Annotated in this window: 16 protein-coding genes; 11 read left to right on the top strand and 5 right to left on the bottom strand. The window is 73.7% G+C overall.

The window, feature by feature from the left end; all coding sequences use genetic code 11:
* From argH to HJG45_RS10215, 4 genes are all read left to right on the top strand, one after another.
* Nucleotides 1-1,431, top strand: a complete 1,431-nt coding sequence (argH, locus tag HJG45_RS10200) for an argininosuccinate lyase (protein WP_368040558.1) — start codon at nucleotides 1-3, stop codon at nucleotides 1,429-1,431.
* The gene (locus HJG45_RS10205) at nucleotides 1,428-1,613 is read left to right on the top strand and encodes a lipoprotein (RefSeq protein ID WP_171612024.1); all 186 of its coding nucleotides are present in this window, start codon (nucleotides 1,428-1,430) and stop codon (nucleotides 1,611-1,613) included. The genes argH and HJG45_RS10205 overlap by 4 nt, the downstream gene beginning before the upstream one ends.
* A 154-nt stretch (nucleotides 1,614-1,767) precedes the next feature.
* A complete protein-coding gene (locus HJG45_RS10210; protein WP_171612025.1) occupies nucleotides 1,768-2,763 on the top strand; it encodes a tripartite tricarboxylate transporter substrate binding protein in 996 nt (331 codons plus the stop codon).
* Nucleotides 2,764-2,824: 61 nt separating this feature from the next.
* On the top strand, nucleotides 2,825-3,850 hold the full coding sequence (locus HJG45_RS10215) for a tripartite tricarboxylate transporter substrate binding protein (RefSeq protein ID WP_171612026.1): 1,026 nt from the start codon (nucleotides 2,825-2,827) through the stop codon (nucleotides 3,848-3,850).
* A gap of 139 nt (nucleotides 3,851-3,989) precedes the next feature.
* Here HJG45_RS10215 and HJG45_RS10220 read toward each other — a convergent pair whose 3' ends face one another.
* Entirely contained in the window at nucleotides 3,990-4,736 is a 747-nt protein-coding gene (locus HJG45_RS10220) for a lipid-binding SYLF domain-containing protein (protein ID WP_171612027.1), read from the bottom strand.
* Between the two features lie 293 nt (nucleotides 4,737-5,029).
* On the opposite strand from HJG45_RS10220, the gene HJG45_RS10225 reads away from it, so the two are divergent.
* The 7 genes from HJG45_RS10225 (at nucleotide 5,030) to HJG45_RS29200 (ending at nucleotide 17,954) form a co-directional block, all read left to right on the top strand.
* Nucleotides 5,030-6,256, top strand: coding sequence for an MFS transporter (locus HJG45_RS10225; RefSeq protein ID WP_171612028.1), 1,227 nt, complete (start codon nucleotides 5,030-5,032; stop codon nucleotides 6,254-6,256).
* Nucleotides 6,257-6,384: 128 nt separating this feature from the next.
* Nucleotides 6,385-7,737, top strand: coding sequence for a diaminopimelate decarboxylase (lysA, locus tag HJG45_RS10230; protein ID WP_171612029.1), 1,353 nt, complete (start codon nucleotides 6,385-6,387; stop codon nucleotides 7,735-7,737).
* A gap of 59 nt (nucleotides 7,738-7,796) precedes the next feature.
* Nucleotides 7,797-10,406, top strand: coding sequence for a TIGR02302 family protein (locus HJG45_RS10235; protein ID WP_171612030.1), 2,610 nt, complete (start codon nucleotides 7,797-7,799; stop codon nucleotides 10,404-10,406).
* A 101-nt stretch (nucleotides 10,407-10,507) separates the two neighbouring features.
* Entirely contained in the window at nucleotides 10,508-11,089 is a 582-nt protein-coding gene (locus tag HJG45_RS28670; RefSeq protein WP_254452416.1) for a permease, read from the top strand.
* A 71-nt stretch (nucleotides 11,090-11,160) separates the two neighbouring features.
* Entirely contained in the window at nucleotides 11,161-12,192 is a 1,032-nt protein-coding gene (locus HJG45_RS28675; RefSeq protein WP_368040559.1) for an aspartate:alanine antiporter, read from the top strand.
* A 22-nt stretch (nucleotides 12,193-12,214) separates the two neighbouring features.
* Nucleotides 12,215-13,825 carry a bifunctional aspartate transaminase/aspartate 4-decarboxylase gene (locus HJG45_RS10245; protein WP_171612031.1) on the top strand — a complete coding sequence of 537 codons (1,611 nt, stop codon included), beginning with the start codon at nucleotides 12,215-12,217 and terminating at the stop codon, nucleotides 13,823-13,825.
* A gap of 109 nt (nucleotides 13,826-13,934) precedes the next feature.
* On the top strand, nucleotides 13,935-17,954 hold the full coding sequence (locus HJG45_RS29200; RefSeq protein WP_171612032.1) for a hypothetical protein: 4,020 nt from the start codon (nucleotides 13,935-13,937) through the stop codon (nucleotides 17,952-17,954).
* A 9-nt stretch (nucleotides 17,955-17,963) separates the two neighbouring features.
* On the opposite strand, the gene HJG45_RS10255 is transcribed toward HJG45_RS29200, so the two are convergent.
* From HJG45_RS10255 to addB, 4 genes are all read right to left on the bottom strand, one after another.
* A complete protein-coding gene (locus HJG45_RS10255) occupies nucleotides 17,964-19,067 on the bottom strand; it encodes a PQQ-dependent sugar dehydrogenase (RefSeq protein WP_217362889.1) in 1,104 nt (367 codons plus the stop codon).
* 54 nt (nucleotides 19,068-19,121) lie between these two features.
* Nucleotides 19,122-19,451 (bottom strand): thioredoxin TrxA, encoded by a 330-nt coding sequence (gene trxA, locus HJG45_RS10260; protein ID WP_171612034.1) that lies wholly within the window; start codon nucleotides 19,449-19,451, stop codon nucleotides 19,122-19,124.
* Between the two features lie 167 nt (nucleotides 19,452-19,618).
* Entirely contained in the window at nucleotides 19,619-23,161 is a 3,543-nt protein-coding gene (gene addA, locus HJG45_RS10265) for a double-strand break repair helicase AddA (RefSeq protein WP_171612035.1), read from the bottom strand.
* Nucleotides 23,158-26,274, bottom strand: coding sequence for a double-strand break repair protein AddB (addB, locus tag HJG45_RS10270; RefSeq protein ID WP_171612036.1), 3,117 nt, complete (start codon nucleotides 26,272-26,274; stop codon nucleotides 23,158-23,160). Before addB ends, addA begins: the two co-directional genes overlap by 4 nt.
* Between the last annotated feature and the right edge of the window lie 22 nt (nucleotides 26,275-26,296).

Below are 26,296 nucleotides of genomic sequence, written 5' to 3' on the forward strand. Positions count from 1 at the left end.
GTGTCACATCCTTCCGCTGGCAATTCCCCTGGCACGTCCTCAGGCACATCCCAGGGCAACGCCCAATGGGGCGGCCGCTTCGCCGCGGGGCCTTCCGCCATCATGCAGGCGATCAACGCCTCGATCGGCTTCGACCGCAAGCTCTGGCGGCAGGATATCGCGGGCAGCCTCGCCCATGCCGCCATGCTGGCGCATGTGGGGATCATATCCGCGGCAGACGAGGCCGCGATCCGCGAGGGGCTCGGCCGGATCGCGCAGCGCATCGAGGCCGGGGACTTCCCCTGGGACGAGGCGCTCGAGGACATCCACATGAACATCGAGGCCCGCCTCACCGGCGAGATCGGGGAGGCGGGCAAGCGGCTGCACACCGGGCGCAGCCGCAACGACCAGGTGGCGCTCGACGTGCGGCTCTGGGTGCGGGATGCGATCGACGGCCTCTCCGGCCAGATCGAGGATGTGATGCGGGCGCTGGTCGCGCGCGCCGAGGAGCATGCCGGCACCGTCATGCCGGGCTTCACCCATCTGCAGCCGGCGCAGCCCGTGACCTTCGGCCACCACCTGCTCGCCTATGTCGAGATGCTGTCGCGCGACCTCTCGCGCCTGCGGGACGCCCGGGCGCGGATGAACGAGAGCCCGCTCGGCGCCGCCGCCCTGGCCGGCACCGGCTTCCCGATCGACCGGCATATGACGGCGCGGGCGCTCGGCTTCGCGGGGCCGACGCGCAACAGCCTCGACAGCGTCGCCTCGCGCGACTTCGCCGCCGAGTTCCTGTTCTGCTGCGCCATGTGCGCCACCCATCTCTCGCGCTTCGCCGAGGAGGTGGTGATCTGGACCAACCCCTATTTCGGCTTCGTCCGCCTCTCCGACGCCTTCACCACCGGCTCCTCCATCATGCCGCAGAAGCGCAACCCGGATGCGGCGGAGCTGGTGCGCGGCAAGACCGGGCGCATCACCGGCGCCCTGGTCGGGCTGCTCACCGTGCTGAAGGGGCTGGCGCTCACCTATTTCAAGGACATGCAGGAGGACAAGGAGGGGATCTTCGACGCCGCGGAGAACCTCACCCTCAGCCTCGCCGCCGTCGCCGGCATGGTGCGCGACCTGCAGCCCGACGCGGCGCGGCTGGAGCAGGCGGCCGGCGCCGGCTTCTCCACGGCGACCGACCTTGCCGACTGGCTGGTGCGGGAGCTGAAGATGCCCTTCCGCGACGCCCATCACGTCACCGGCCGGCTGGTCGCCCGGGCCGAGGCCAAGGGCTGCGACCTCGCCGGGCTGACGCTGGCCGAGATGCAGGCCGAGGAGCCCCGCATCACCCAGGGCGTCTTCGGCGTGCTGACGGTGGCGGCCTCGGTCGCCTCGCGCACCTCCTATGGCGGCACGGCGCCGGAGAATGTCCGCCGCATGGCAGCGGAGTGGCGGGAGCGGCTGGCATGACGCGGCGCCTGCTCGTCCTGCTCGCGGCCTCGGCGCTGGCGGGCTGCGGCCGCGCCGGGCCGCCGAGGGCGCCCGGGCCGAAGGACCAGATCATCTATCCGCGGACCTATCCGAAATACGCGCCGCAGCCGGCGCCGCAGGGTCCGCCGGCGCCGGCCGCGCCCGCCACGCCGGCACGCTGACCGCCCGCGCCGCGACCGTCTCGCGGCGCTTCGCCGCCCGCGCGCGGCCCCGATGCTCGGTCCGCGCGCCGCGCGGGCTTGCCAGACCCCCGCCTCCTGCCACCATGCTGTGGCCCAAGGACCGGCAGCAGCCGGCAGGCATGGGAGGGTCGGGATGGCCGGGACGGGATCAATCGGGCGGCGCGCCGCGCTGGCCGCGGGCATGGCGCTGCTGGCGGCGCCGGCACTGGCCCAGGAGAAACTGGCCCAGGAGAAGTGGCCGGACGGCCCCATCCGCTTCATCGGCATCTTCCCGCCCGGCGGCGGTACCGACATCCTCTCCCGCATCTGGTGCAACCAGATGTCCGAGGTCTGCGGCGAGCAATTCATCGTCGAGAATCGCAGCGGCTCGGCGGGCAATATCGGCACCGAGGCGATCGCGCGCGCGACCCCCGACGGCCGCAGCATCGGCCTCGCCTCGGTCGCGCCGCTGGCCATCGCGCCGACGCTCTACAAGCGCCTGCCCTTCGACGTGCACCGCGACTTCACCTGGCTCGGCGGCCTCTGGAAGCTGCCGAACCTGCTGGTCGTGCATCCGGACGTGCCGGCGCGGACGGTGCCGGAGCTGATCGCGCTGGTGAAGGCCAATCCCGGCAAGTACAGCTACGCCTCCTCCGGCTCCGGCACCACGGTGCATCTCTCGGGCGCCGCCTTCGCCGCCCGGGCCGGGCTCGACATGGTGCATGTCCCCTATCGCGGCGGCGCGCCGGCGCATGTCGACCTGCTGGCCGGCCGCGTCCACATGATCTTCGACAACATCCCCCAGGCCCTGCAGGAGGCACGCGAGGGCCGGGTGCGGGCGCTCGCCGTCACCTCGGCGCAGCGCGTGCCGCAGGCGCCGGAGATCCCGGCCATGGCGGAATTCCTGCCGGGCTTCGAGATCACCTCCTGGGCCGGGGTGATGGGCCCGGCCGGGCTGCCGCCCGGCATGGTCCGGCGCATCGCCGAGCGCAGCGGGCAGGCCCTGGCGAGCCGCGAGCTGGCGGCGCGCTACGCCGAGAACGGCGCCACGGTCTGGGCCGCGAGCCCCGAGGAATTCGCCCGCTTCCGCGCCGCCGAGGAGCGCGCCTTCGCGCCGATCATCGAGGCCTCGGGCGCCCGGGTGGATTGACGCCGCCCCGGCCCGGCCATCCCGTCGGCAGGACAGAATAAAGAAAGCTTGGAGGACCAAGATGCAGCAGTGGAAGGCCGCGCCGGGCCGGCGCGCAGTGCTGGGGCTGGCGGCGCTCGCCGCGCCGGGGCTGGCCCTGGCCAGGGGCGCGCTTGCGCAAGGGACCGGCCCAGGCAGCGCCCCAGGGAGCGATTGGCCGAACCGGCCCGTCCGCTACGTGAACCCCTATCCGCCGGGCGGCCCGACCGACACGCTCTCGCGCCTCTGGTGCGCGCGGATGAGCGAGGTCACCGGCCAGCAATTCGTGGTCGAGAACCGCAGCGGCTCCGGCGGCAATGTCGGGGCGGACATGATCGCGAAATCCACGCCGGACGGCTACACGGTCGGGCTCGGCGGCATCGCCTCGCATGCCATCGCGCCGACTCTCTATGCCTCGTTGCCCTTCGATCCGCACAAGGACTTCACCCTGGTCGGCGGGCTCTGGCAGCTACCGAACCTGCTGGCCGTCAATCTCGACGTGCCAGCGAAGAACGTGCCGGAGCTGATCGCGGTGCTGAAGGCGCATCCCGGCAAGTACAGCTACGGCTCGGCCGGCGCCGGCACCACGCTGCACCTCGCGGGCGAGATGTTCGGCCAGCTCGCCGGCGTGCAGATGGTGCACGTGCCCTATCGCGGCAGCGCGCCGGCGCAGCTCGACCTCGTCGCCGGCCGTATCCACATGATGTTCGACAACATCCCCGGCACCCTGCAACTCTCGCGCGAGGGCCGGGTGCGTCCGCTCGCCGTCACCTCGCTGAAGCGGAGCCCGGTGGCGCCGGAGATCCCGGCCCTGAGCGAATTCCTGCCGGGCTTCGACATCGTCTCCTGGACCTGCCTCTCGGCCCCGGCCGGGCTGCCGCCGGCGATGGTGGCGCGGATGAGCGCCCTGTCGCGCAAGGCGCTGGAGAACGAGGCGCTGGCGAAATCCTATCGCGACCTCGGCGCCGAGCCCTGGTGGACCTCGACCGAGGACATCGCCAGCTACCGCGCGACGCAGGAGGCGAGGCTGGCGCCGCTGATCCGCGCCTCGGGCGCGCGGGTGGATTGAGGCTGGTTCGACAACCCGCCGCAGGTGGCGGCGGGGTCGGGCCTGCCCGGGCGGCTGGCGACGGCTCTGCCGCGGCCGACGGCCAGGGCGCGCCGGCGTCTGGAGCAGGTCCCGGCATCGGCATGTCGTGACGCGACGATCAATCGTTGTTCCAGGATGCCCGGACGGCCTCCGACAGCGTCCTGCGCAGCGGTGCCGCGGCGGCGAGATGGCCGGTGGGGCTGCCGAGCACCCGGTCCGCATTGAAACCCGGACCATAGGCGACGCTGTTGGCCTCCTGATCCAGGGAAAGCCGGGCGGAGCCGAAGCCGCCGCCGGCGAACAGCCCGCGGCTGGTCTCCACCGTGAGCACCTGGACCCCACCGGAGAGGCCACCTGCCCCGAGCGTGCCGACGCCCCAATTGCCGATTGCGAAGCCGCCGGCGGCGCTCATCCGCTGGCTGGCGAGGAACTCCTCCAGCGCAGCCCGGGTCAGCAGCAGCGTGATCATCTCCGACTTCGCGGCACCGGCGAGGAAGCCGACATCGAGATTGGTCAGCCGGACGAAGATCGGGTCGCTCCAGACCTGGCCATGACGCATCAGGAGCAGGCCATGCGCCTGCTGGGCGCCAAGGATGAAGCCGATCTTCTCCGCGCTCGGCGCTACGAAGATTGCCCGCGCGCCGCCCGTGAGATTGCGCACGCCTTGCCATTCGGGCGATGTGAAGAACTGCTCCAGCGTGTCTCCGGCGGCGCGGCTCAGCGTTGCGGAATCCGTGGGCGAGCCGCTCTCGGCGACGGATCCGCCAGGGGTTGCGCCGGTCGTGGAGCAGCCTGCCAACAGGCTCGGCGCGGCCAGCGCAAGGCCAAGCATGCCGAACCGGCAAAGTCGCTGAATGTGGCGCATCGGCTATCCTGATGCCTCGTCGAAATCCTGTTGCGGAAAGCGGGGCTCCAATCGAAACACCTTACACAAATCGATAACCGGGCAACCGATTTCCGCGCCGCGCCGCGCCCTGGAACACGGCCGGCCCGCTGTGTCTATTTACAATATCGGAATGTTCTTGGTGCGGCCAACGGTCGTTCTCCACCCGAGAGGCTGTCGCGCAATGCAGCGATGCGATGGGCGGGTGGCCGGGCCCCTTCCCGCCCGGACCGATCTGCTGCTTTGCTGGCCGGCCGCACGAGCGGGAGGAAACGATGCACGCAGCGCACCGCGCCGAGGATGGCGTGGACAGCCGCTATGCCTGGATGCGGCTCGGCGCCGCGGTGCTGCTCAGCACCATCGGCGGGGTCGGGCTGTGGTCGATCGTCGTGGCGCTGCCGGCGGTGCAGGCGGAATTCGGCACCGCCCGGGCCGATGCCTCGCTCCCCTATACCCTGACCACCCTCGGCTTCGCCGCCGGCGGCATCCTGATGGGCCGGCTCGCCGACCGCTTCGGCGTCATGCTGCCGGTGCTGATCGGCATCGGCGCCCTCGCGCTCGGCTACATCCTCTCGGCCCAGGCCGGCAGCATGGGGCAGTTCGCCGTCATCCATGGCGGCCTCATCGGGCTGCTCGGCGCCTGCGCCACCTTCGGGCCGGTGGTGGCCGACACCTCGCTCTGGTTCCGCCGCCGCCGCGGCTTCGCCGTCTCGCTCGCCGCCAGCGGCAATTACTTCGCCGGCGCGGTCTGGCCGCCGCTCGTCCAGGCCGGCATCGCCAGCTATGGCTGGCGGCAGACGCATGTGATGATCGGCATCGCCTGCCTGGTGCTGATGCTGCCGCTGGCGATGGTGCTGCGCCGGCCGGCGCCGCGCCAGGATGCCGCGCCGGCGGCCGGCCGGGCGGTTCCGGTGAGCCCGCTCGGCCTCGCGCCCAACAGCTTGCAGGCGCTGCTGGCGGTGGCGGGCGTCGCCTGCTGCATCGCCATGGCCATGCCGCAGGTGCATATCGTCGCCTATTGTTCCGATCTCGGCTACGGCCCGGCGCGCGGGGCGGAAATGCTCTCCGTGATGCTCGCCTGCGGCGTGGTCAGCCGCCTCTCCTTCGGCGCCATCCTCGACCGCATCGGCAGCACCGCGACGCTGCTGCTCTCGGCGACCCTGCAGGCGGTGGCGCTGGCGCTGTTCTTGCCCTTCGACGGGCTGGTCTCGCTTTATCTCATCTCCGGCATCTTCGGCCTGTTCCAGGGTGGCATCGTCTCCACCTATGCGGTGATCGTGCGGGAGAACGTGCCGGCGCGGGAGGTCGGGACGCGGGTCGGCATCGCCCTCTCGGCGACCCTGGTCGGCATGGCGATCGGCGGCTGGATGTCCGGCCTCGCCTTCGACCTCACCGGCTCCTACCGCGCCGCGGTGCTGAACGGCATCGCCTGGAACACCGTGACCATCGGCATCGCTGGCTGGCTGGTGCTGCGGCGGCGGACCCGGCTGGCCTATGCGTAGATCCCCGCGAACCCGCGGCAGGGCGGCGGGAGGCAGGTGAGGGGGGCTTTCCGTCCTGGCGGGCGACCCTGCGCGCGGGACGGACGTGCCGCTTGTCCCGGGGGGGTGCGGCGCCGCACAATGCGGGGATGGCTGCCCCCCTTTCCCTCGCGCCGGCCGAGGCCGATCCGAGCTTCGCCGAGCTCATCGCCGCCCGCCCGCATCTCTCCGCGCACGCGCTCGACGGGCTGACCGTCGAGGAGGTCCCGCTCGCCCGCATCGCCGCCGAAGTCGGCACCCCGACCTGGGTCTATTCCGCCGGCAGCCTGCGCCGCCGCGCCCGGGCGCTGCGGGCGGCGCTCGACGGCGCCGGGCTGCGCGCCTCCATCCACTACGCGGTCAAGGCCAATGCCAGCCGTGCCGTGCTGCGGGTGCTGGCCGCGGAGGGGCTCGGCGCCGATGTCGTCTCGGAGGGCGAGCTGCGCGCCGCCCGCGCCGCCGGCATCCCCGCCTCGGCCATCGTCTTCTCCGGGGTCGGCAAGACCGAGCGGGAGCTGCGCCTCGCCCTCGCGGAGGATATCTCCCAGATCAACCTCGAAAGCGCCGAGGAGGCGGCGATGCTCTCCGCCCTCGCCGCGGCGATGGGCCGCACCGCACGGGTGGCGCTGCGGGTCAATCCGGATGTCGATGCCCGCACCCATGCCAAGATCACCACCGGCCTGTCGGAGAACAAGTTCGGCATCGCCATCGTCGAGGCGCCTGCCCTTTACGCCCGGATCGCCGCCCTGCCGGGGCTCGAGCCGGTCGGCGTCGCCACCCATATCGGCAGCCAGATCACCGCCGGCATGGCCGCCTACCGCGCCGCCTATGCCCGGCTCGCCGAGCTGGTGCGGGAGCTTCGCGCCGCCGGCCTGCCGGTGCGGCATGTTGATTGCGGCGGCGGCCTCGGCATCCCCTATCGCGACGAGCCGGCGCCGCTGCCGGAGGCGCTGGCCGGGGCGATCAAATCCACCCTCGGCCCGCTCGGACTGCCGGTGATGCTGGAGCCGGGGCGCTGGATCGCCGGCCCGCCCGGCCTGCTGCTCGCCTCGGTCATCCTGCAGAAGCAGGGCGCGGGCCGCCGCTTCCTGGTGCTGGACGCCGCCATGAACGATCTCGTCCGCCCGGCGATGTACGAGGCTTGGCACGGCATCCTGCCGGTCGGCGCGCGCGACCTGGTGGCGCCGCTCTCGCCGGCCGAGGTGGTCGGCCCGGTCTGCGAGACCGGCGACACCTTTGCCCGCGGCCGGGCGTTGCCATCTCTGTCCCCGGGGGCGCTGGTCGCCTTCCTGGATGCGGGAGCCTATGGCGCCGTGATGAGCAGCACCTACAACATGCGGCCCCTGGCCGCCGAGGTGATGGTGGACGGGGCGCGCTTCGCGGTGACGCGGGAGCGCCAGGGCCATGAGGCGCTGCTCGCTGGCGAGCGGCTGCCGCCCTGGCTGCCGGAGGCCGGGCCCTGAGCCCGGCCGGACCGCCCCCCCGTTCCAGGCCCCCGGCGGACGATCCCGCGGCGGGGGGCATGGGGCGTCTCGCCGCGATGCTGCGGCGCCGGCGGCGGCTGGCCCGGCTCGCCCAGTTCTGGGAGGCCGCCTGGCCGCGCGCCTGGCCGGTGCTCGGCCTGCTCGGCCTCTATCTCGTCGCCGCCCTGCTCGACCTGCCGCAGCGCCTGCCGCCCTGGCTGCACATCCTGCTGCTGATCGCCGCCCTCGGCCTGCTCGGCTGGACCGGCTGGCGAGCCTTCCGCGGCTTCCGCCTGCCCGACGAGGCCGGGGCCGAGCGCCGACTGGAGCGCAATGCCGGGCTGCGCCACCGGCCGCTGGCGACGCTCTCCGACCGGCCGGCCGGCAATGACCCGGCGGCGCTGGCGCTCTGGCGGGTGCATCAGGCGCGCGCCGCGGCGCAGATCCGGCGGTTGCAGGTCGGCCTGCCGCGGCCCGGCCTGGCGGCGCGCGATCCGCGCGGGCTGCGGGCGGCCGTCGGGCTCGCCGTCCTGGCGGCGCTGGTCGTGGCCGGGGACGAGGTGCCCGAGCGGCTGCGGCGCGCGGTCACGCCAGCCTTCGCCGGGCCCGCCCCGACGCCGGCGCAGAAGCTCGAGGCCTGGGTGACGCCGCCCGCCTATACCGGCGCCGCGCCGATCTTCCTCGACCCGGCCGGCGGCACTGCCACCGTGCCGGCCGGCAGCAAGCTGCAGGTCTCCCTCTCGGGTGGCCATGGCGCGGTGCCGGATCTCGTCATGGATGCCGAGGCGACGCCCTTCCGCGCGCTCGACAATGCCAGCTTCGCCGCCGAGACGGTGCTGGAGCGCGGCGGCCGCCTCGCCGTCCGGCGCGGCGGCGAGGAGCTTGCGCGCTGGGCGCTGACGGTGCAGGCCGATGCGCCGCCACGCGTCGCCTTCGCCGAGCCGCCCGGCCGGGCGGCACGCGGGCTTGGCACCCGGCTGCCCTGGAAGGCCGAGGATGACTGGGGCCTCGCCGCGGTGCAGGCCGAGCTGCGGTTGCAGGCACGGCCGGAGGCACCGCCGATGCGGCTTGAGCTGCCGCTGCCGGGCCTGAACCCGAAGCAGGCGAAGGGCGCCGCCAATCCCGATCTCTCCGCGCATCCCTGGGCCGGGCTCGAGGTTGTGGCGCAGCTTCTGGCGAAGGACGGGGCAGGCCAGGAGGGGCGCTCGGAGACGGCGGTGCTCACCCTGCCGGAGCGGAGCTTCAACCATCCCGTGGCGCGCCGGCTGATCGCACTGCGCAAGGCGCTCTCGCTGGAGCCGGAGCGCCGGGCCCCGGTGCGGCGCGAGCTGGAGGCGGTCGCCGCGGCGCCCGAGGGGTTCGAGCACGATACCGCCACCTATCTCGCGCTCCGCGTCGCCCGCACCCGCCTGATCGTCGATCGTCGGCCGGAGGCGGTGCCGGAGGTGCAGGAGATCCTGTGGCAGGTGGCCCTCGCCCTCGAGGAGGGGCGCGACGGCCGCACCCTGCGCGCGCTGCAGCAGGCGCGCGAAGCGCTGCGCGAGGCGCTCGACAAGGCGGAGCAGCAGCAGAAGGCGCCGGACCAGGACAGCGAGAAGGCCGAGCAGCAGCGGGCCGAGCTCGAACGCCGCATCCAGGAGCTGCGCGACGCGATCCGTCAGCATCTTGAGGCACTGGCCGAGAAGCTGCAGCGCGAGAATGCGGAAGCGATGCCCTTCGATCCGCAGTCGCGGCTGATGGACCAGAAGGAGATGGACCGCCGCACCCGCCGCATGGAGCAGGCGGCGCGCGAGGGCCGGACGGAGGATGCGAAGAAGGAGCTCGCCGAGCTCGAGGAGATGCTGAAGGCGCTCGAGGAAGGCCGGGCGCAACGCGCCGAGAGCCCGGAGCGCCAGCAGCGGCGCGAGAAGGGCCAGCAGCAGCGGGGCGTCGTGCAGGACATGGTGAAGCGCCAGTCCGAGATGCTCGACCGCAGCCATCAGCGGGCCGATGAGGATGACCGCGGCCGCAGTGCGCGGGAGCGGCAGCAGCGGCTGAACCAGCAGAATTCCCGCTGGCCGCCCGAAGCGCCGCAATCGCCGCAGCAGGGGAGCCGCGGCGAGCAAGGGCAGCAAGGGCAGCAGCAGCAGGCGGAGCGTGACCAGGATGGCCGCCGGCAGCGCGCGCTGCGCCGCGCGCTCGGCGAGCTGATGCAGCAATTCGGCGACCTTACCGGGGAGGTGCCCGAGGCGCTCGGTCGCGCCGACCAGGCGATGCGCGAGGCGCAGGAGCAGCTGAGCCGCGGCGGCGACGCCCGCGATGCCCAGCAGCGCGCCCTGCAGGCGTTGCAGGAAGGCGGCCGGCAGATGGCCCAGTCCATGCAGCGCCAGTTCGGCATGACCCAGGAGGGCGACGAGGAAGGCGACCCGCAGGAGATGACGGGCGAGAACCAGCCCGGCGGCAATGGCCAGGATCAGGCGCAGGGACAGGGCGAGGGCCGCGACCCGCTCGGCCGCCGCTCGCGCGACGTGAACGGCAATGCCGATAACGGCGCCGATACGCGGGTGCCGGACGAGGCGGAGGTGCTGCGGACGCGGCGGCTGCAGGAGGAATTGCGGCGGCGTGGCGCGGAGCGGGAACGCCCGGTCGAGGAGCTCGACTATATCGACCGGTTGCTGAAGCAGTTCTGAGCGGCGCCCGCCGGAGAAGATCCGGGTGCTGCCACCGGATTGACCCGAAACCTTGCCGCTGATGACCGGTTGTGTCGGCTGGCCTGCGGGAGGGGTGCGTCATGTCCTGGTTGCATGACATCCTGAACCAGTCGCCGGAGGTCGCTCTCTTCCTGTCACTGGCCATAGGCTACGCCATCGGTCAGATCCAGTTCGGAAAGTTCCAGCTCGGCGGCGTCGCCGGCTCTCTGCTCACGGCCGTCGTCATCAGCCAAGTCGGCGTGCATATCGACAACGGCGTGAAGTCGATCCTCTTCGCGCTGTTCATCTACGCCGTGGGCTTCGAGAGCGGGCCGCAATTCTTCCGCTCGCTCGGCCTGCAATCGATCCGCGAGATCGTCATGGCGGCGGTGCTGGCGCTGAGCGGGCTGGCGACGGTGGTGATCCTGGCGCGGCTCTTCGGGCTCGACAAAGGGCTCGCCGCCGGCATCGCCGCGGGCGGGCTGACGCAATCGGCGATCATCGGCACGGCGGGCGCTGCCATCGCCAAGCTCGGCCTGCCGCTCGACGAGGTGCAGCGCCTGCAGGGCAATGTCGCCGTAGGTTATGCTGTCACCTACATCTTCGGCTCCTTCGGCGCGATCATCGTCTGCGTCAACATCCTGTCCTGGTTCACCGGCCGCAGCATCGCGACGATGCGCTGAAGGCCGAGGCGAAGCTGCTGGCCGGCGCGCATGTCTATGCGCAGGGCGAGCAGCCGGCGGCGCCTGACCTGGTGGGGCGGATCTTCCGGGTCGAGCAGGCGGCGGGCCGGAGCGTGGCGGAGCTTGAGGCGCGGGCGGGCGCGCCGGTCTCGGTCGAGCGGATCAAGCATGCGGGCCGGCTGGTCGGCGTCGAGCCCTCGGTGCGGCTGGAGCGCGACGACGTCGTGCTCCTCGTCGGCCGGCGCGCCGGCCTGGTTGGCCTCGCCGGGCAGATCGGCACCGAGTTGCAATCCTCGGAAGGGATGGACGTCGTCACCCTGAGCCGCGACGTCGCAGTCACCAACCCGGCCTATGTCGGGCGCGGCCTGGCCGAGATCATCGTCGCCACGGCGCCCGAGATGAAGCACGGCGTCTTCGTCGCCAGCCTGCATCGCGCCGGGCAGCCCGTGCCGCTGACGCCGGAAACGCGGATCGAGAATGCGGATGTCGCCACGCTCTACGGGACGGAGAGCGACGTGAAGCGGGTCGCGGCCTCAGCCGGCACGGTGATCGTGCCCTCCGACAAGACGGATTTCATCTTCCATGGCCTTGGCCTCGCGGTCGGGCTGCTGATCGGGTTGCTCGTGGTGCGCATCGGCGAGGTGCCGCTGACGCTCGGCAGCGGCGGCGGCGCGCTGCTCTCCGGCCTGCTCTTCGGCTGGTATCGCGGTCGCAACCTCGCCGTCGGCAACATGCCGATCGGCACCTCGACCCTGCTGCGCGACCTCGGCCTGGCGGGCTTCGTCGCGGCGGTCGGGCTGCAATCGGGGCAGCAGGCGGTGACGACCGTGCTGCAACAGGGGCTGTCGATCTTCCTCATCGGCGTGGTGGTCACGCTGCTGCCGCTGCTGATCACCATGGCGGTCGGCCGCTACATCCTACGCTACGACAACACCGCGATCTTCGCCGGCGCGCTGTCCGGCTCCCGCTCCGCCAATCCCGCCTTCGGCGAGGTGCTGGACAAGGCGGGCAATTCCATCCCGACCACGCCCTTCGCCATCACCTACGCGCTGGCCAATGTCTTCCTCACGCTGCTCGGGCCGCTGGTCGTGGCGCTCGCGTGACGCATCGGCAGGAGGCCGACCCATGGAACCCCGCAAGGACGACTACGCGCAATACGCCAAGCTGAGCCCCTTCGAGCTGAAGGACGAGCTGATCAAGCTCGCTTCGAGCAAGACGAACCGGCTGATGCTGAATGCCGGGCGCGGCAACCCGAATTTCATGGCGACGCTGCCGCGCCGGGCCTTCCTCCGCCTCGGCCTCTTCGCGGTGGCGGAATCCGAGCTGTCCTATTCCTACATGCCGAACGGCGTCGGCGGCCTGCCGCGCATCGACGGCATCGAGGGCCGCTTCGAGCGCTACGTCGCCGAGCACCGCGACCAGGAGGGCGTGGCCTTCCTCGGCCGGGCGCTGAGCTATGTGCGCGACCAGCTCGGCCTCTCCGCCTCCGCCTTCCTGCACGAGATGGTGGAGGGCATCCTCGGCGGCACCTATCCCGAGCCGCCGCGCATGCTGCATGTGAGCGAGGAGATCGTGCGGCAGTATCTCGTGAAGGAGATGATCGGCGGCTATCTCCCCGGCGGCGACATCGACCTCTTCGCGCTCGAGGGCGGCACCGCCGCCATGACCTACATCTTCGACAGCATGCAGAAGAACCGCCTCGTCGCGAAGGGCGACAAGGTGGCGATCGGCCTGCCGGTCTTCACGCCCTATATCGAGATCCCGCAGCTCGACAATCACGGGCTCGAGGAGGTGCAGATCCATGCCGATCCGGAGCAGGATTGGCAGTATCCGGATGCCGAGCTCGACAAGCTGAAGGACCCGGCAATCAAGGTGTTCTTCTGCGTCAACCCGAGCAATCCGCCCTCGGTCAAGATGGACGACCGCAGCCTCGAGCGCGTCGCCGCCATCGTGAAGGAGAGCCGCCCGGACCTGATCATCCTCACCGACGACGTCTACGGCACCTTCGCCGACGATTTCCGCTCGCTCTTCGCGGTATGCCCGCGGAACACCATCCTGGTCTATTCCTTCTCGAAGTATTTCGGCGCCACCGGCTGGCGCCTCGGCGTGGTGGCGACGCATCGCGACAACGCCATGGACCGCGCCATCGCCGCGCTGCCGGAGGAGGCCAAGGCGGCGCTCGACCGTCGCTACGGCTCGCTGCTGCCGGATGTGCGGACGCTGCGCTTCATCGACCGCCTGGTCGCCGACAGCCGCACCGTGGCGCTGAACCACACGGCCGGCCTGTCCACGCCGCAGCAGGTGCAGATGGTGATGTTCGCCCTCTTCGCCATGATGGACGAGAACGACAGCTACAAGGCCGAGCTGAAGAATCTTGTGCGGCGGCGCGAGGCGGCGCTGTACCGCGAGCTTGGCCTGCCGCCGGAATCCGGGCCGAATGCCGTTGACTACTACACGCTGCTCGATCTCGAGCGCATCGCCGAGAGACTCTACGGCAAGGAGTTCGCCGCCTGGATCACCGAGCGCTCCTCCTCCGGCGACCTGCTGTTCCGCATCGCCGACGAGACCGGAATCGTGCTGCTCCCCGGGCGTGGCTTCGGCACCCAGCGCCCGGCGGCGCGCGCCTCCCTCGCCAATCTCAACGAGTACGAATATGCGCGCATCGGCCGCGCCCTGAAGCAGATGGCGGAGGAGTTCCACGCCGTATTCCGCAAGGAGCATCCGGCGAAGGAATAGCGATGCCTCGCGGGCTGGGCGTCTTCACCCTTCCTCAAGCCCAAGGTCGCTAACCCGGCCTGGCCCGCGCCCGCCCTCGGTCGCGGGTACGGAGGTTAGGGCGGCGGGTATGGCGGTACTGGGCGGCGGCGGTGCGGATGACCTGTTGCAGGGCGGTGCCGGCGCGGACTCGCTCACCGGCGGCATGGGGGCGGATACGCTGCTCGGTGGCGGCGGGGCAGACAGCCTGCGCGGCGGCGGCGGTGCCGATCTCTTCCTCCTGCAAGGCGTCGCCGGCGTCGCCTCCACCCTGGGCGCCATGCAGCGCATCCTCGACTTCTCCCTCGCCCAGGGCGACCTGCTGGGGCTCCGCGCCCAACCCGTCGCGGGCGAGCTGTGGCCCATCGCCACCGGCAATTGGACCCTGCCCGGGGAGGCGCCGCTGCCGATCGGCTGGGGCGGCAGCCTGGCGCCGGCCGCGGCGCCGCTCGCCGGCCTCGCCTTGCCCGACCCGACCGGCGGCGCCGGCTTCCTGCTGCGCTGGCTGCCCGATACCGGCTCGGGCGGCTGGCTGATCCTCGATGCCGACCGCGACGGCGTGCTGGATGCCGGCGACCTGGTCGTGCGCTTCGATCTGCCCGCCGGCCAGGTGATCGGGCCGGAGGCCTTCCTCCCCGGCAGCCTGGCCCTGCTCGGCAGCACGGGCGCCGACACCCTCTCCGGCAGCGTCGCGGATGACCGGCTGCACGGCTTCGGCGGCAATGACCGCCTCCTCGGCGGTGACGGCAGCGACACGCTGCTCGGCAGCGCCGGGCAGGACACGCTGCTCGGCGGCGAGGGCGTCGACAGCCTCGAGGGCGGCGACGGGGCTGATTCGCTCGATGGCGGCGCCGCGACCGATATCCTGCTCGGCGGTGCCGGCAACGACACGCTGCTCGGCGGCGCCGGCGACGACCTGTTGCAGGGCGGCGCCGACCGCGACGTGCTGCGGGGCGGAGATGGCGATGACAGCCTGGAAGGTGGGCCCGGCGCCGATACGCTGGAGGGCGGCGCCGGGGCGGACACCATCCTGTTGCAGGCGATGGGCGAGGTGGCCTGGTCGACCCTGGCCGGGATGGACCTGCTGGTGGGCTTCAATGCCGCCGAGGGCGACCGCCTGCGCCTCTCCGATGCCTGGACCGGGAATGCCGACGGCACCGCTGCCGATGCCGGCACCTATGTCGGGACAGATGGCATCGCCCGTGCCCTGCTCTGGGGCGGCGTCACCCGCGCCCTCGCCAGCCTGCCGGCCGGCACGGCGCTGCCCGCGGTGCCGACGGGCGCGACAGAGGCTTATGCCGTCTACTGGGTGCCGGCGCTCGCCGGCGGCACGGTGCCGGCCGGCGGCTGGCTGGTCCTCGACCTCGACCGCAACGGCCGCGTCGATGCCACGGATGCGGTCTGGCGCATCGGCTCCACCGCCGATCCGGTGAGCATCGGGCCCGGAGATTTCGTCGCGGGCACCTTTCTCTCGGTGCTGCGCGGCGGGGTGCAGCGGGCCGGCACGGCCGGCGATGACAGCCTCGTCGGCGGCAGCCTCACCGAGGCCTTTCTCGGCAGCACCGGCAATGACGTCGTCCGGGGCGGCGCCGGCGCGGCGAATGCGCTGAGCTATGCCGGGCTTGGCGGCGGCATCACGCTCACTCTGGCGGCGGATGGCAGCGCCAGCGTGACCAAGGCACAGGGCGGCACCGACAGCGTCGCCTGCGTCCAGGCCTTCACGGGCAGCGATGCGGCGGACCGGCTGGATGCCGGCGCCGCGCCGGCCGGGCTCTTCGTCATCAGCCTCGAGGGGCGGGCGGGGGATGACACGCTGATCGGCGGCGCCGGCGTGCAGACGAGCTATGCCGCCAGCCCGGCAGCGGCGCGCATCGACCTCGCCGCCGGCACCGCCCAGGATGGCTGGGGCGGCACCGACCGGCTGAGCGGCATCCGCCGCATCGCCGTCACCTCCGCCTGGGCCGATACCGTGCTCGGCAGCGCCGCCGACGAGCTGTTCCTCTCGGGCGCCTCCGGCAGCAAAGTCTTCGATGGCCGCGGCGGCACCGATGAATGGCGCTATGCCGGCAGCGGCGCCGTCACCATCGACCTCGCCGCGGGGCTGGTCGAGAAGCCGGGCGGCGTCGATCGCCTGACCGGCATCGAGGCGGCGAGCGGCGGCGCCGGCCATGACAGCCTCCGCGGCTCGGCGGGCAATGACCGGCTGGCGGGTGCGGCGGGGGACGACACCATTGATGGCGGGGCCGGCAAGGACATCCTCGCCTATGACGTGATCGCGCCGGGCAGCGACCTGCCGCTGCGGGGCGTGGTGGTCGATCTCTCGGCCGGCCGGGCGACGGATCCCTGGGGCGGGCAGGACGTGCTGCGCAATGTCGAGGGCGCCTGGGGCACGCGGCTCGGGGACGACCTGACCGGGATCGCCCTGGCCGGCGTCTATGTCACCCTGCGCGGCCTCGCCGGCGACGACACGCTGCGCGGGCCGCAGCCGCGCAGCCTGGTGCTGGCGGATTACGCCGGCGACCCGGCCGCGGTCACGGTCGATCTCACCGCCGGCACCGCGCGCGACGGCTGGGGCGGCACGGACCGGCTGGTGCTGATCGACCATGCCCGCGGCAGCGACTTCGCCGACCGCCTGACCGGCAACGGCAATGCGAACATGCTGATGGGCGGCGCGGGCGCCGACACGCTGATCGGCGGCGCCGGTGCCGATACGCTGCAACCCGGCCCCGGCGCTGATCTGGTGCAGGGCGGCGATGGCGACGACGCCATCACGCCGGAGGCTGATGGGCGCTTCACCGGCACGCTGCTGCTCGATCTCGGCGACGGCACCACGCGCCGGCTCGTCTTCGCCAATGCCGCCACCTTCGCCGACCGCCTCGATGGCGGCGCCGGGACAGATCGCTGGGTGGCGCCGGCCGGCACCAACCTGCTCGACCTGCGCAGTGCCCCGCCGCTCGGCCTGGAGCGGTACGAGGGCAATGCCGGCGCCGATGCGCTGCTGCTGCCGGCGGGCCTCGCCGGAGCGGTGACGCTGCTCGGCGGGGCCGGCAACGACACGCTCTCGGCCGGCGCCGGCAAGGACGTGCTGGACGGCGGCACCGGGGACGACCTGCTGCTGGGCGGGGCGGGGAACGACACGCTGCGCGGCGGCGCCGGCAACGACACGCTGCTGGGCGGCGACGGCAACGATGCGATGGACGGCAATGCCGGGCGCGACAGCGTGCTGGGCGGCGCCGGCAACGACACCATCATCGCCTCGAGCTGGGCGATGCTGCTCGATGGCGGGGCGGGGCAGGACCGGCTCACCTTCAACCTCGGCGCCGCGGTCGGCGCGCTGCGGCTGGCGAACGACGCGGCCGGGCAGGTGATGACGGGCGGCGGCAACACGGTGCTGCTGCGCGGCTTCGAGACGGAATCGATCATCGGTGGCGCCGGCAACGACAGTTTCCGTGGCCTGGCCGGCGCCGACACGCTGCGCGGCGGGGCGGGCAACGACGTGCTGGAAGGCGTCGCCGGCAACGACCTGCTGGATGGCGGCTTGGGCAACGACACGCTGCGCGGCGGCGCCGGCGCCGACACGCTGCTGGGCGGCGAGGGCAACGACGCCATGGACGGCAATGGCGGCGCCGACAGTCTGCTCGGCGGCGCCGGCAACGACACGCTCGTCGCCCTGACCTGGGCCACGCTGCTCGATGGCGGAGCGGGGCAGGACCGGCTCACCTTCAGCTTGGCGAATGCCGTCGGCGCGCTGCGGCTCGAGAGCGACGCGGCCGGTCAGGTGCTGACGGGCGGCGGCCATACCATGCTGCTGCGCGGCTTCGAGACGGAGTCGATCACCGGCGGCGCCGGCAATGACTGGTTCCGCGGCCTCGCCGGCGCCGACACGCTGCGCGGCGGGGCGGGCCACGACACGCTGATCGGCGGCGCCGGCGACGACCTGCTGGATGGCGGCACGGGAACCGATGTCGCCGTCATCGCCGGCAAGGCGGCGAGCACCCTCCTGACCCGCCAGGCGGACGGGTCCTGGCTCGCCACCGGGCCGGACGGCATGGACCGGCTCGTCTCCATCGAGCGGGTGCATTTCACCGACCGCGACGTGCTGCTGTACTGAGCGGCGGTCCTACCGCGCCGGCACCAGCCGCAGGATGCGCCCCTCCGCCTCGTCGGTGAGCAGGTAGAGCGCGCCCTCCGGCCCCTGCACCACCTGCCGCAGGCGGGGCCCGTCGGTCAGCAGCCGCTCCTCCCCCGTCACCCGGTCGCCCTCGGTCGAGAGCCGCACCAGCCCCGGCGGGTTCAGCGCCGCGACGAAGAGGCTGCCGCGCCAGGCGGGAAAGGCGCTGCCGGTGTAGAAGGCGATGCCCGAGGGGCTGATCGAGGGCAGCCAGACATGGATCGCCTCCTCCATGTCCGGCCGCGAGGCGCCCTCGCCGATCGGCGTGCCGTCATAGTCGCGACCATGGGTGACGACGGGCCAGCCGTAGTTCCGGCCGGGGCGGAGGAGGTTGATCTCGTCGCCGCCGAGCGGGCCGAACTCCGCCTCCCACAGGCTGCCGGTCCAGGGATTGATGGCGAGGCCCTGCGGGTTGCGGTGGCCATAGGTGAAGATCTCGGCCCGCGCCCCGGCGCGGCCGGCGAAGGGATTGTCCCGCAGCGGCGCGCCGTTGCGCCCGAGCCGCAGCACCTTGCCGCCGAGATCCGAGAGCCGCTGCGCCCGCAGCTTGGTCTCATTGCGCTCGCCGGTCGAGAGGAAGAGGGCGCCGTCGCGGCCGAAGGCGATACGGCAGCCATAGTGGTTGCGCCCGTTCGCCTGCGGCGGCGTCGCGTCGAGGATGGGCCGCAGCCGTTGCAGCGCCCGGGCGTCGCGCGAGAGCCGGGCGCGCACCAGCCGGGTCAGGACGCCGCCCGGCACCTGCGCGGCCTGGCAGAGATAGAGTTCCCGCGTGCGGGCGAAATCCGGGGCGAGGGCGATGTCGAGCAGCCCGCCCTGGCCCGCCGCCTCCACTTGCGGCACCCCGGCCAGCGGCGGCGAGAGGCGGCCGTCGCGCCCGACCAGCCGCAGCCGGCCAGGGCGCTCCGTCACCAGCATCCGGCCATCCGGCAGGACGGCGGCGCCCCAGGGATTCTCCAGCCCGGAGGCGAAGGTCTCCACACGAAACGCCGCCGGCTGCGCCCGGGCGCCGGCGGCGAGGATCAGGGACAGGAAGGCGAGGAGGAAGGGCCGCATGCGCCGGAAGATGGGACGGCGCCCGGCCGCCGCCATCCCCGGTGCCGCCCCGTCTCAGCCGATGTTGCTGTCGATCCAGCCCTTGAGCTGGCCCTTGGGCGAGGCGCCGACCTTGGTGTCCACCAGCTTGCCGTCCTTGAAGAGCAGCATGGTCGGGATGCCGCGGACGGCGTATTCGTTCGGCGTCATCGGGTTCTCGTCGATGTTCACCTTGGCGACGGTCAGCTTGCCCTCATACTCCTTGGCCAGATCATCGAGGATCGGGCCGACCATCCGGCAGGGGCCGCACCACTCCGCCCAGAAATCCACCAGCACGGCGCCGGGGGCCTCCAGCACGTCCTGCTTGAAGGTGTCGTCGGTGACGGCCTTGGTCAGTTCGCTCATGGATTGCATGCCTTGTCTCGGACCCGCCTGGCCAGGGGCCGGGCGAGGGGGCGGAGTGCCCCGAAGCTGCCGCAAAGGTCGGGCGCCGTCGCGGCCGGGTCAAGGAGGCGTGCGCTCACGCCCGGCATGCGTGCGGCGCGGGCGCCTGGCGACTCGGCCTGCGCCCCTCAGCGGTCCTCGGCCGGCAAGGGCGCGTGCTCGTTCAGCAGGCTGCCGGGCAGCGGCATCAGCCGGGCGCCATAGGTCCAGACCAGGGCGCAATCCACTTGCCGCCCCGGAAAGGCCTGCCGCAGCACGGCGCGATAGGCCGCCATCTGCCGCAGATAGAGCGGCGGCACCGCCTCGGCCGAGGCGGGCGGCGGGCGGTTGGTCTTGTAGTCGAGCACCAGCACCCGCTCCGGCGTCACCACCAGCCGGTCCACCTGGCCGGTGACCAGCCGGCCACCGATCCGCCCGGCGATCGGCGCCTCGGCCAGGCTGCCCGGGGCGAAGGCCGCGGCGATGGCCGGGGAGGTCAGCAGCGCCAGCACCTCCGCCGCCGTCTCTGCCTGCTCCTCGGGCGTCAGCCCATGCCCGGGCCGCGCCAGGAAGCGCGCCGCCGCTGCCGCCCGCTCAGCCTCCGGCCGTTCCGGCAGATGCTGCAACAGGGCATGCACGACGCGGCCGCGGCGGAAGCGCCGCCCGCCCGGGTCGCTCATGCCATGCGGCGCGGCGGCGGGCGTCTCGGTCTCGCCCGGCAGGGCGGAGGGGGAGATGGCCGTCTCGGGCGCCTCGGGCGGGGCCGGCCGCGAGGCCCAGCCGGGCAGCGCGCCCGGCGCCGCCGCGCTCGCCATGCGCTCGGGGACCGGCGGCACCGTCTGCGGGCAGGCGGCCTGCCACAGCACCGCCTCGCCGAAGTCGCAGGCGGCGGGCGCGCCGAAGGCGCGGTGGTCGAAGGCCGCCTCGGCGGCGCCGTCCAACCGCCGGAAGCCGGCGGCGACCTGCGCGTACCACGCGCCCGGCTCCTTGCCCCAGCCACAGACCAGCAGCCGGTCCTCGGCCCGGGTCAGCGCCACGTAGAGCAGGCGGTTCTCCTCCCCCTGCCGCCTGGCCTCGTCGGCGGCCTTGGCGGCGAGGAAGGCGGGGGCGTGGAAGCTCTTGTTCGGCGCCCAGAGCGGCAGGCTGAGCCCCTCGCCATCGAGCCAGCGGATCGTCTCCGTCCCGGTGCCGCTGCCGACATCGGCGAGGATGACGATCGGCGCCTGCAGCCCCTTGGCGTTGTGCACCGTCATGATGCGCACGGCGTCGCCCGTGCCCTCGGCCTCGCGCTTCACCTCGGCGCCGCCCTGGCGCAGCCAGTGCAGGAAGCCCTGCAGGCTCGGCGGGTGCTTGCGCTCATAGGTCAGCGCCGCGTTCAGCAACTCGTCCAGCAGGTCGGCCGCCTCCATGCCGAGCCGCGCCAGCAGCCGCGCCCGGCCGGTGCGGCCGTCCCCAGCGCCTGGTCCCGTCTCGCCCAGCACCTCGGCCAGCAGCGCATGCGGCGAGACGAAATCGGCCCGCGCCGCCAGCCGCGCCAGCCAGGCGGCGGCGCGTGCCTCCGGCCCGGCCGCCGATTCGTCGCGCCGCGCCATCAGCGCCCCCCAGAGCGGCCCGGTGCGGCCATGCGCGAGCGCCAGCAGCGCCTCCTCGGAGAGGCCGACCAGCGGGCTCTTCAGCACCGCCGCGAGCTGCAGGTCGTCCTCGGGCAGCAGCAGCACGTCGCAGAGCGCGAGCAGGTCCATGACCGCGATATGCTCGACGAGTTTCACCCGGGTGACGCCAGCGACCGGCACCTGCCGCGCCTTCAGGGCCCGGACCAGCAGCGGCACCAGCGCGACATTGGCCTGCTTGCGCAGCAGCACCAGCACGTCGCCGGCCCGCACCGGCCGGTCGCGGCTCTCCAGCCGCTCCTGCCGGATCATGTGGTCGATGCGCGCTGCCAGCGCCTCGGCCATCAGCGCCTCGGCGCTCGCCACCCGTGCCGGCTCCTCCGGCACCTGCCAGGGCTCGGGCGGCGGCGTCTCGGCCGGGCGCAGCAGCGGCCAGAGCTCGACCCGCCCGGCATGGCCGAGCCGGTCCGGCAGGTGGCGCAGCACGCCATCCCCCTCCACCACGCCCTGCCGGGACGCGCCATCCTCGAAGACCGCGTCCACCAGCGCCAGCACCGGCGCGGTGGAGCGGAAGGAGACGTCGAGATCGACCGGCCGGAAGGCGCCGCCGCCCGCCTCGACCTGCTGCCGGTAATGCCTCTGCCAGCGGGCGAAGCCGGCGGAGTCGGCGCCCTGGAAGCCGTAGATCGCCTGCTTGATGTCGCCCACCGCGAAGACGGTGCGGGGCGGCGCGGCCTGCTCCACCGCCGCCGCCGAGAGGCTGCGGGCGAGGCTCCGGCGCTGGCCCCGGGCCGCTCCCTCGCCGGCGAAGAACTCCGCGGTCAGCGCCGCGGCGATGCCCCATTGCGCCGGGTTGCTGTCCTGCGCCTCGTCCAGCAGCACGTGGTCGATGCCGCCATCGAGCTTGTAGAGCACCCAGGCGCTGCCGGGGTCCTCCAGGATGCGGCGGACATGGTCGATCAGGTCGCCATAGCCGAGCATGCCGGCATTGCGCTGCCGCGCCCGGTAGCGGTCGAGCACCGGCGCGGCGAGGGCGAGCAGCGCGGCGGTCGCGGCGCCGAGCCGGCAGGCGGCGCGCTGCCCGGCGATGCCGAGCAGCCGCTCGCCCTCGGCGGTCAGCACCTCCAGCACCTCCGCCTGCCGGGCGCCGACGCCCTTGGTCGCCAGGGAGCGCGCGGCGCGCACGGCGCCCTCCTTGGTGAGGAAGATGTCGCACCAGTCGGCGAAGCGGGCGGCGCGCTCCTCCGGCCCGGCGGCGAGCCAGGCGGCGATGCGGTCGGCGCGGCCGAGGTCGCTCTCCGTCTTGCTCGCGCCCAGCAGGCTTGCCGCCATGCGCAGCGGCGCCTCCTCGACGGCGCAGGCTTCGGCCAACACCTCGGCCTCGTCCAGGCTGTCCGGCGCGCCGAGCGCGGCGGCGAGGCGCAGCCGCAGCCCGGCGACGCCGTTGTAGCCCTCGAGGCAGCGGCCCAGCCGCTCCCGCGCCGTGTCCTGCAGCAGGGCGCGGGTGACGTCGGAGAAGGTGTCGGCCGAGGCGATGCCGGCGAGCAGCGCCAGCTCGCCGGCCACCATGTCGGTCCGCGCCAGCACCGCCTCGCGCGCCTCGGCCAGCATCAGCGCCGCATCCTGTTCCTCCAGCACCGCGAATTGCGGCGGCAGGTCAGCCTCCAGCGGGAAGCTGCGCAGCAGCGACTGGCAGAAGGCGTGGATGGTCGAGATGCGCATGCCGCCCGGCATCTCCAGCACCTCGACCAGCAGCCGGCGGGCGCGGTCAATGCCACGCGCATCCGGCGCCTCGCCGGTCAGCCGGGTGATCTCGGCCGCCAGGCGCGCCTCCTCCCACACCGTCCAGTCGCCGAGCCGGCGGCGCAGGCGCGACTGCATCTCCGCCGCCGCGGCGCGGGTGAAGGTGAGGCAGAGGATGCGGCCGGGCACCTGCCCGGGATCGAGCAGCAACCGCAGCACGCGGTCGATCAGCACCTTGGTCTTGCCCGAGCCGGCCGAGGCGCCCACCCAGGCGGAGACGGCCGGGTCGGAGGCGGCGCGCTGCTGCAGCTCGGCGCGGGCGCGGGCGGACTCGCTCATGCCGGCCCCCGCGCATCCTCGGCCCCGGCCCATTCGGCGAGGCGCGAGAGGTGGTCGTAGTCGTTGCCCGCCGGGGCGCGCTTCGGATGCGGCCGGGCGGTGAAGGCGCGGTCGCCGAGCAGGAAATCGCCGACCAGGCCGGCGAGGGCGGTGACCGCCTCCTCCGCCAGCAGCCGCACCACGGCCGGGTCCTGCGCCACCAGCTTCTCCTCGCCCGGCATCGGGCCGCCGGAGAGGCGCCAGTAGAGCAGCCCGGCGCCATCCCCCGCCGGCACCCCGGCGAAGCCGCCCGCCGCGGCGATCGCCGCTTCCAGGGTGAGCTGCGGCTTGCGGCCGTCCCGCACCTCCTCGCCGCTCGGCGGCTGGCCGGTCTTGTAGTCGAGCAGCCGCAGGCCCTGCGGCAGGATGTCGATGCGGTCCGCCTTGGCCTGCAGCAGCACCTCGCCGCCGGCGAGGCGGAGCGGCAACTCGCCCTTCACCTCCACCAGGCTGCGGATCGGCCCGGTGCCGCGGCGCAGCGCCGCCTCCCGCTCCAGCACGAAGCCGCCGATGCGGGCGAGCCGCGGCGTCCAGAAGGCGGCGAGGCCGGGGCGCGGCGCCGCCTCGTCCAGCGCCGCCGCCGCCGCCTCCTCCCAGAGGGCGCGGGCCGCATCCTCGCCCGGCCAGGGCTGGTTGGAGAGGCGGCGGATGAAATGCGCCATCGCCGCATGCACGAGGTTGCCGTAGTCGAGCACTCCGGCTTCGGCATCCAGCGGATCGAGCGGATGGAGGCGCAGCACCTGCCGTGCATAGAAGGCGTAGGGGTCGGCGATCAGCGTCTCGACCTGCGTCACGGAGAGGCGCGTCGGCCGCTGCGCCCGGGCAGGGCGCGGCGCCGGGCGGGCGCAGGGGGTGACCTCGGCCGGGCGGTCGAGCAGCCCGGCCCAGCCGAGCGCCGGGCTCTGCGGCAGGGCCAGCCCCTCCTGGCCCTGCAGGAAGGTCTCGATCCGGGTCAGCCAGCGCGCCGGCACGGTGGGCGCGCCGCCGCGCCGCGTGGCGCGGGAGAGCACCGCCTCGGGCGCGCTGCAGGCGGCGAGCAGGAAATCGGCGCAGACCCGGCCGATGCGCGCCTCGGGCTCCGGCAGGCCGAATTGCTGGCGCATTGGCCGGCTCATCCAGGGGCCGGGATCGGTCGCCAGCGGCCAGACCGTCTCGTCCAGCGCCCCGAGCACCACGCGGTCGAAGGTCAGCAGCCGGGCTTCCAGCAGGCCGAGGATTTCGACGCGCGGATGCGCGTTGCCGTCACGCCCGCGGGTCGCCCGCAGCGAGGGCGCCGGGGCGCCATCCATCGCGGCATCGAACAGCGCCGGCCAGGACGCGGCGGCGATCGGCGGCATGGCGGCCATGGCGGGTTCCAGCGCCGCCAGATGCGCGGCGAGGGATTCGCCCTCCTCGCCGGCATAGAGGCGGAGGCCGCCCGGCATCTCGTCGGTGCCGGCCAGCGCCTCGGCGGCGGCGAGATGCGCCGCCAGCAGGTCGCGCGGCGGTCGCGCCTCGCCCTCGGGCAGGGCCGCGAAATCGCCGAGCGCGGCCTCCAGCACCTCCAGCAGCGCCGTGACCTCGGCCAGCGCCTCCGCCCGCTCCTCCCGCGCCAGCCCGGCCCGCGCCGCCGCGCGCAGCCCGGCGAGGCCCGGCGCCGGCCGGGCGCCGCGCAGCGCCGCGCGCTCCAGCCGCCGCACCGCGCCGAGCCAGCGCGTCCGCGGCCAGCCGCCGGCGCAGAGCGGGTGCTTGAGGGCGGCGAGCAGCGGCACCGGCGCCAGCGCCACCGCGGCCATGCGGGCCAGCAGGCGGAGGAAGGCGCCGGCCGGCGTCTCGCCCAGCGGCTCGCCGGCGGAATCATCGGCGGTGACGCCGTGCCGGGCGAGCTCGGCCGAGACCCGGCGCGCCAGGTCGCGGTCCGGCGTCACCAGGGCGACGCGCGCCTTGGGGTCTTCCAGGGTCTCGCGCAGGGTGAGGGCGATCGCCGCCGCCTCGGCCTGCGCATCCGGCGCGGTGAGCTGGGTGAGGCCGGCCAGCGCCGGGCGCCATTTCGAGGGCTGCCGCGACTGCCAGGCGGGCAGGCCCTCGGCCGGGCGCAGGGCCATGCCGAGCAGGGCCGGCCGGTCGGCGGGCGCGGCGAGGTCCACCGCCTCCTCCGGCGTGCAGCCCGGCCAGCGGCGGATATCCTCCTTCTGCGCGCCGAGCCGGTGCAGCAGGCGCTGCTGGCCGCAAAAGGGATGCGTCGGCGCCTCGCGGATCGCCTCCCAGACCCGCTCCTCGGCGCTGCCGGGATCGAGCCCGTGCAGCACCACGCAGCCTTGCCGCAGCTCGGTGGCGACGACGCGCAGCAGCTCCTCGGCAGCCGGGATGGTGCCGCCGACGCCGATGCCGGCGGCGATCACCGGATGCTCAGGCGGGCTGCGCTGCCAGGCGCGGGTCTGTTCCCACAGCGCCTTGACCCGGCGCATGCCGATATCGAGCAGCTCCTCCCCCGCCAGCCAGTGCTGCCAGGCGGCGAGGACGCCGCGCAGGAAGGTGAGGGTGATCTGCCAGTGCGCCGCATGCGCCTCCGGCACCAGCCCCTCCAGCCGCTCCAGCCAGTGCTCGTTCAGCGCCTCGGGCAGGCTGCGCGCCAGCAGGTCGAGGTCCTTCTCCTCCAGCGCGATCTCGTCCAGCAGCGTCGCCAGCGCCCCGGCCAGGGACCAGGCCTGTTCCGGCGTCGCCGGGCCGCCGCGCTCCTTCGGCAGGCGGGTGATGAAGCCGGCCAGCACCGCCTGCCGCCGCAGCGGCTCGACCGCCGGCGGCAGGTCGAGCAGCGCCGGCAGGGCCAGCTCGTCGGCATCCTCGGTGGAGAGGCCGGCCAGCGCCCGCATCCGCGGCAGCAGCAGGGCCTGGCCCGTATCATCCCCGCGCGCCGCCGGCGCGACAGCCGCCCGCAGGAAGGCGACGCGCAGCGCCCGGGCCGAGCGGCGGGTCGGCAGCAGGATGGTGACGCGCGAGAGGCTCTCCGGCGACTCGGCCGGCACGCTGCGCAGCACGCCGGCGGCAAGGCAGTCCAGGAAGGGCAGATGCGCCGGGATGTCGAAGAGGTTCATGCCGGTGCCGCGGCCGGTGGCC

Origin of the sequence: Roseicella sp. DB1501, from assembly GCF_013112485.1 — a bacterium.
GTDB lineage: Bacteria > Pseudomonadota > Alphaproteobacteria > Acetobacterales > Acetobacteraceae > Paracraurococcus.

What these genes read in the sequence shown, in the direction of transcription:
- HJG45_RS10205 (WP_171612024.1), top strand. Translation starts at nt 1,428, where the DNA reads ATGACGCGGCGCCTGCTCGTCCTGCTCGCGGCCTCGGCGCTGGCGGGC.
- HJG45_RS10210 (WP_171612025.1), top strand. Translation starts at nt 1,768, where the DNA reads ATGGCCGGGACGGGATCAATCGGGCGGCGCGCCGCGCTGGCCGCGGGC.
- HJG45_RS10215 (WP_171612026.1), top strand. Translation starts at nt 2,825, where the DNA reads ATGCAGCAGTGGAAGGCCGCGCCGGGCCGGCGCGCAGTGCTGGGGCTG.
- HJG45_RS10220 (WP_171612027.1), bottom strand. Translation starts at nt 4,736, where the DNA reads ATGCGCCACATTCAGCGACTTTGCCGGTTCGGCATGCTTGGCCTTGCG.
- HJG45_RS10225 (WP_171612028.1), top strand. Translation starts at nt 5,030, where the DNA reads ATGCACGCAGCGCACCGCGCCGAGGATGGCGTGGACAGCCGCTATGCC.
- lysA (WP_171612029.1), top strand. Translation starts at nt 6,385, where the DNA reads ATGGCTGCCCCCCTTTCCCTCGCGCCGGCCGAGGCCGATCCGAGCTTC.
- HJG45_RS10235 (WP_171612030.1), top strand. Translation starts at nt 7,797, where the DNA reads ATGGGGCGTCTCGCCGCGATGCTGCGGCGCCGGCGGCGGCTGGCCCGG.
- HJG45_RS28670 (WP_254452416.1), top strand. Translation starts at nt 10,508, where the DNA reads ATGTCCTGGTTGCATGACATCCTGAACCAGTCGCCGGAGGTCGCTCTC.
- HJG45_RS10245 (WP_171612031.1), top strand. Translation starts at nt 12,215, where the DNA reads ATGGAACCCCGCAAGGACGACTACGCGCAATACGCCAAGCTGAGCCCC.
- HJG45_RS29200 (WP_171612032.1), top strand. Translation starts at nt 13,935, where the DNA reads ATGGCGGTACTGGGCGGCGGCGGTGCGGATGACCTGTTGCAGGGCGGT.
- HJG45_RS10255 (WP_217362889.1), bottom strand. Translation starts at nt 19,067, where the DNA reads ATGCGGCCCTTCCTCCTCGCCTTCCTGTCCCTGATCCTCGCCGCCGGC.
- trxA (WP_171612034.1), bottom strand. Translation starts at nt 19,451, where the DNA reads ATGAGCGAACTGACCAAGGCCGTCACCGACGACACCTTCAAGCAGGAC.
- addA (WP_171612035.1), bottom strand. Translation starts at nt 23,161, where the DNA reads ATGAGCGAGTCCGCCCGCGCCCGCGCCGAGCTGCAGCAGCGCGCCGCC.
- addB (WP_171612036.1), bottom strand. Translation starts at nt 26,274, where the DNA reads ATGAACCTCTTCGACATCCCGGCGCATCTGCCCTTCCTGGACTGCCTT.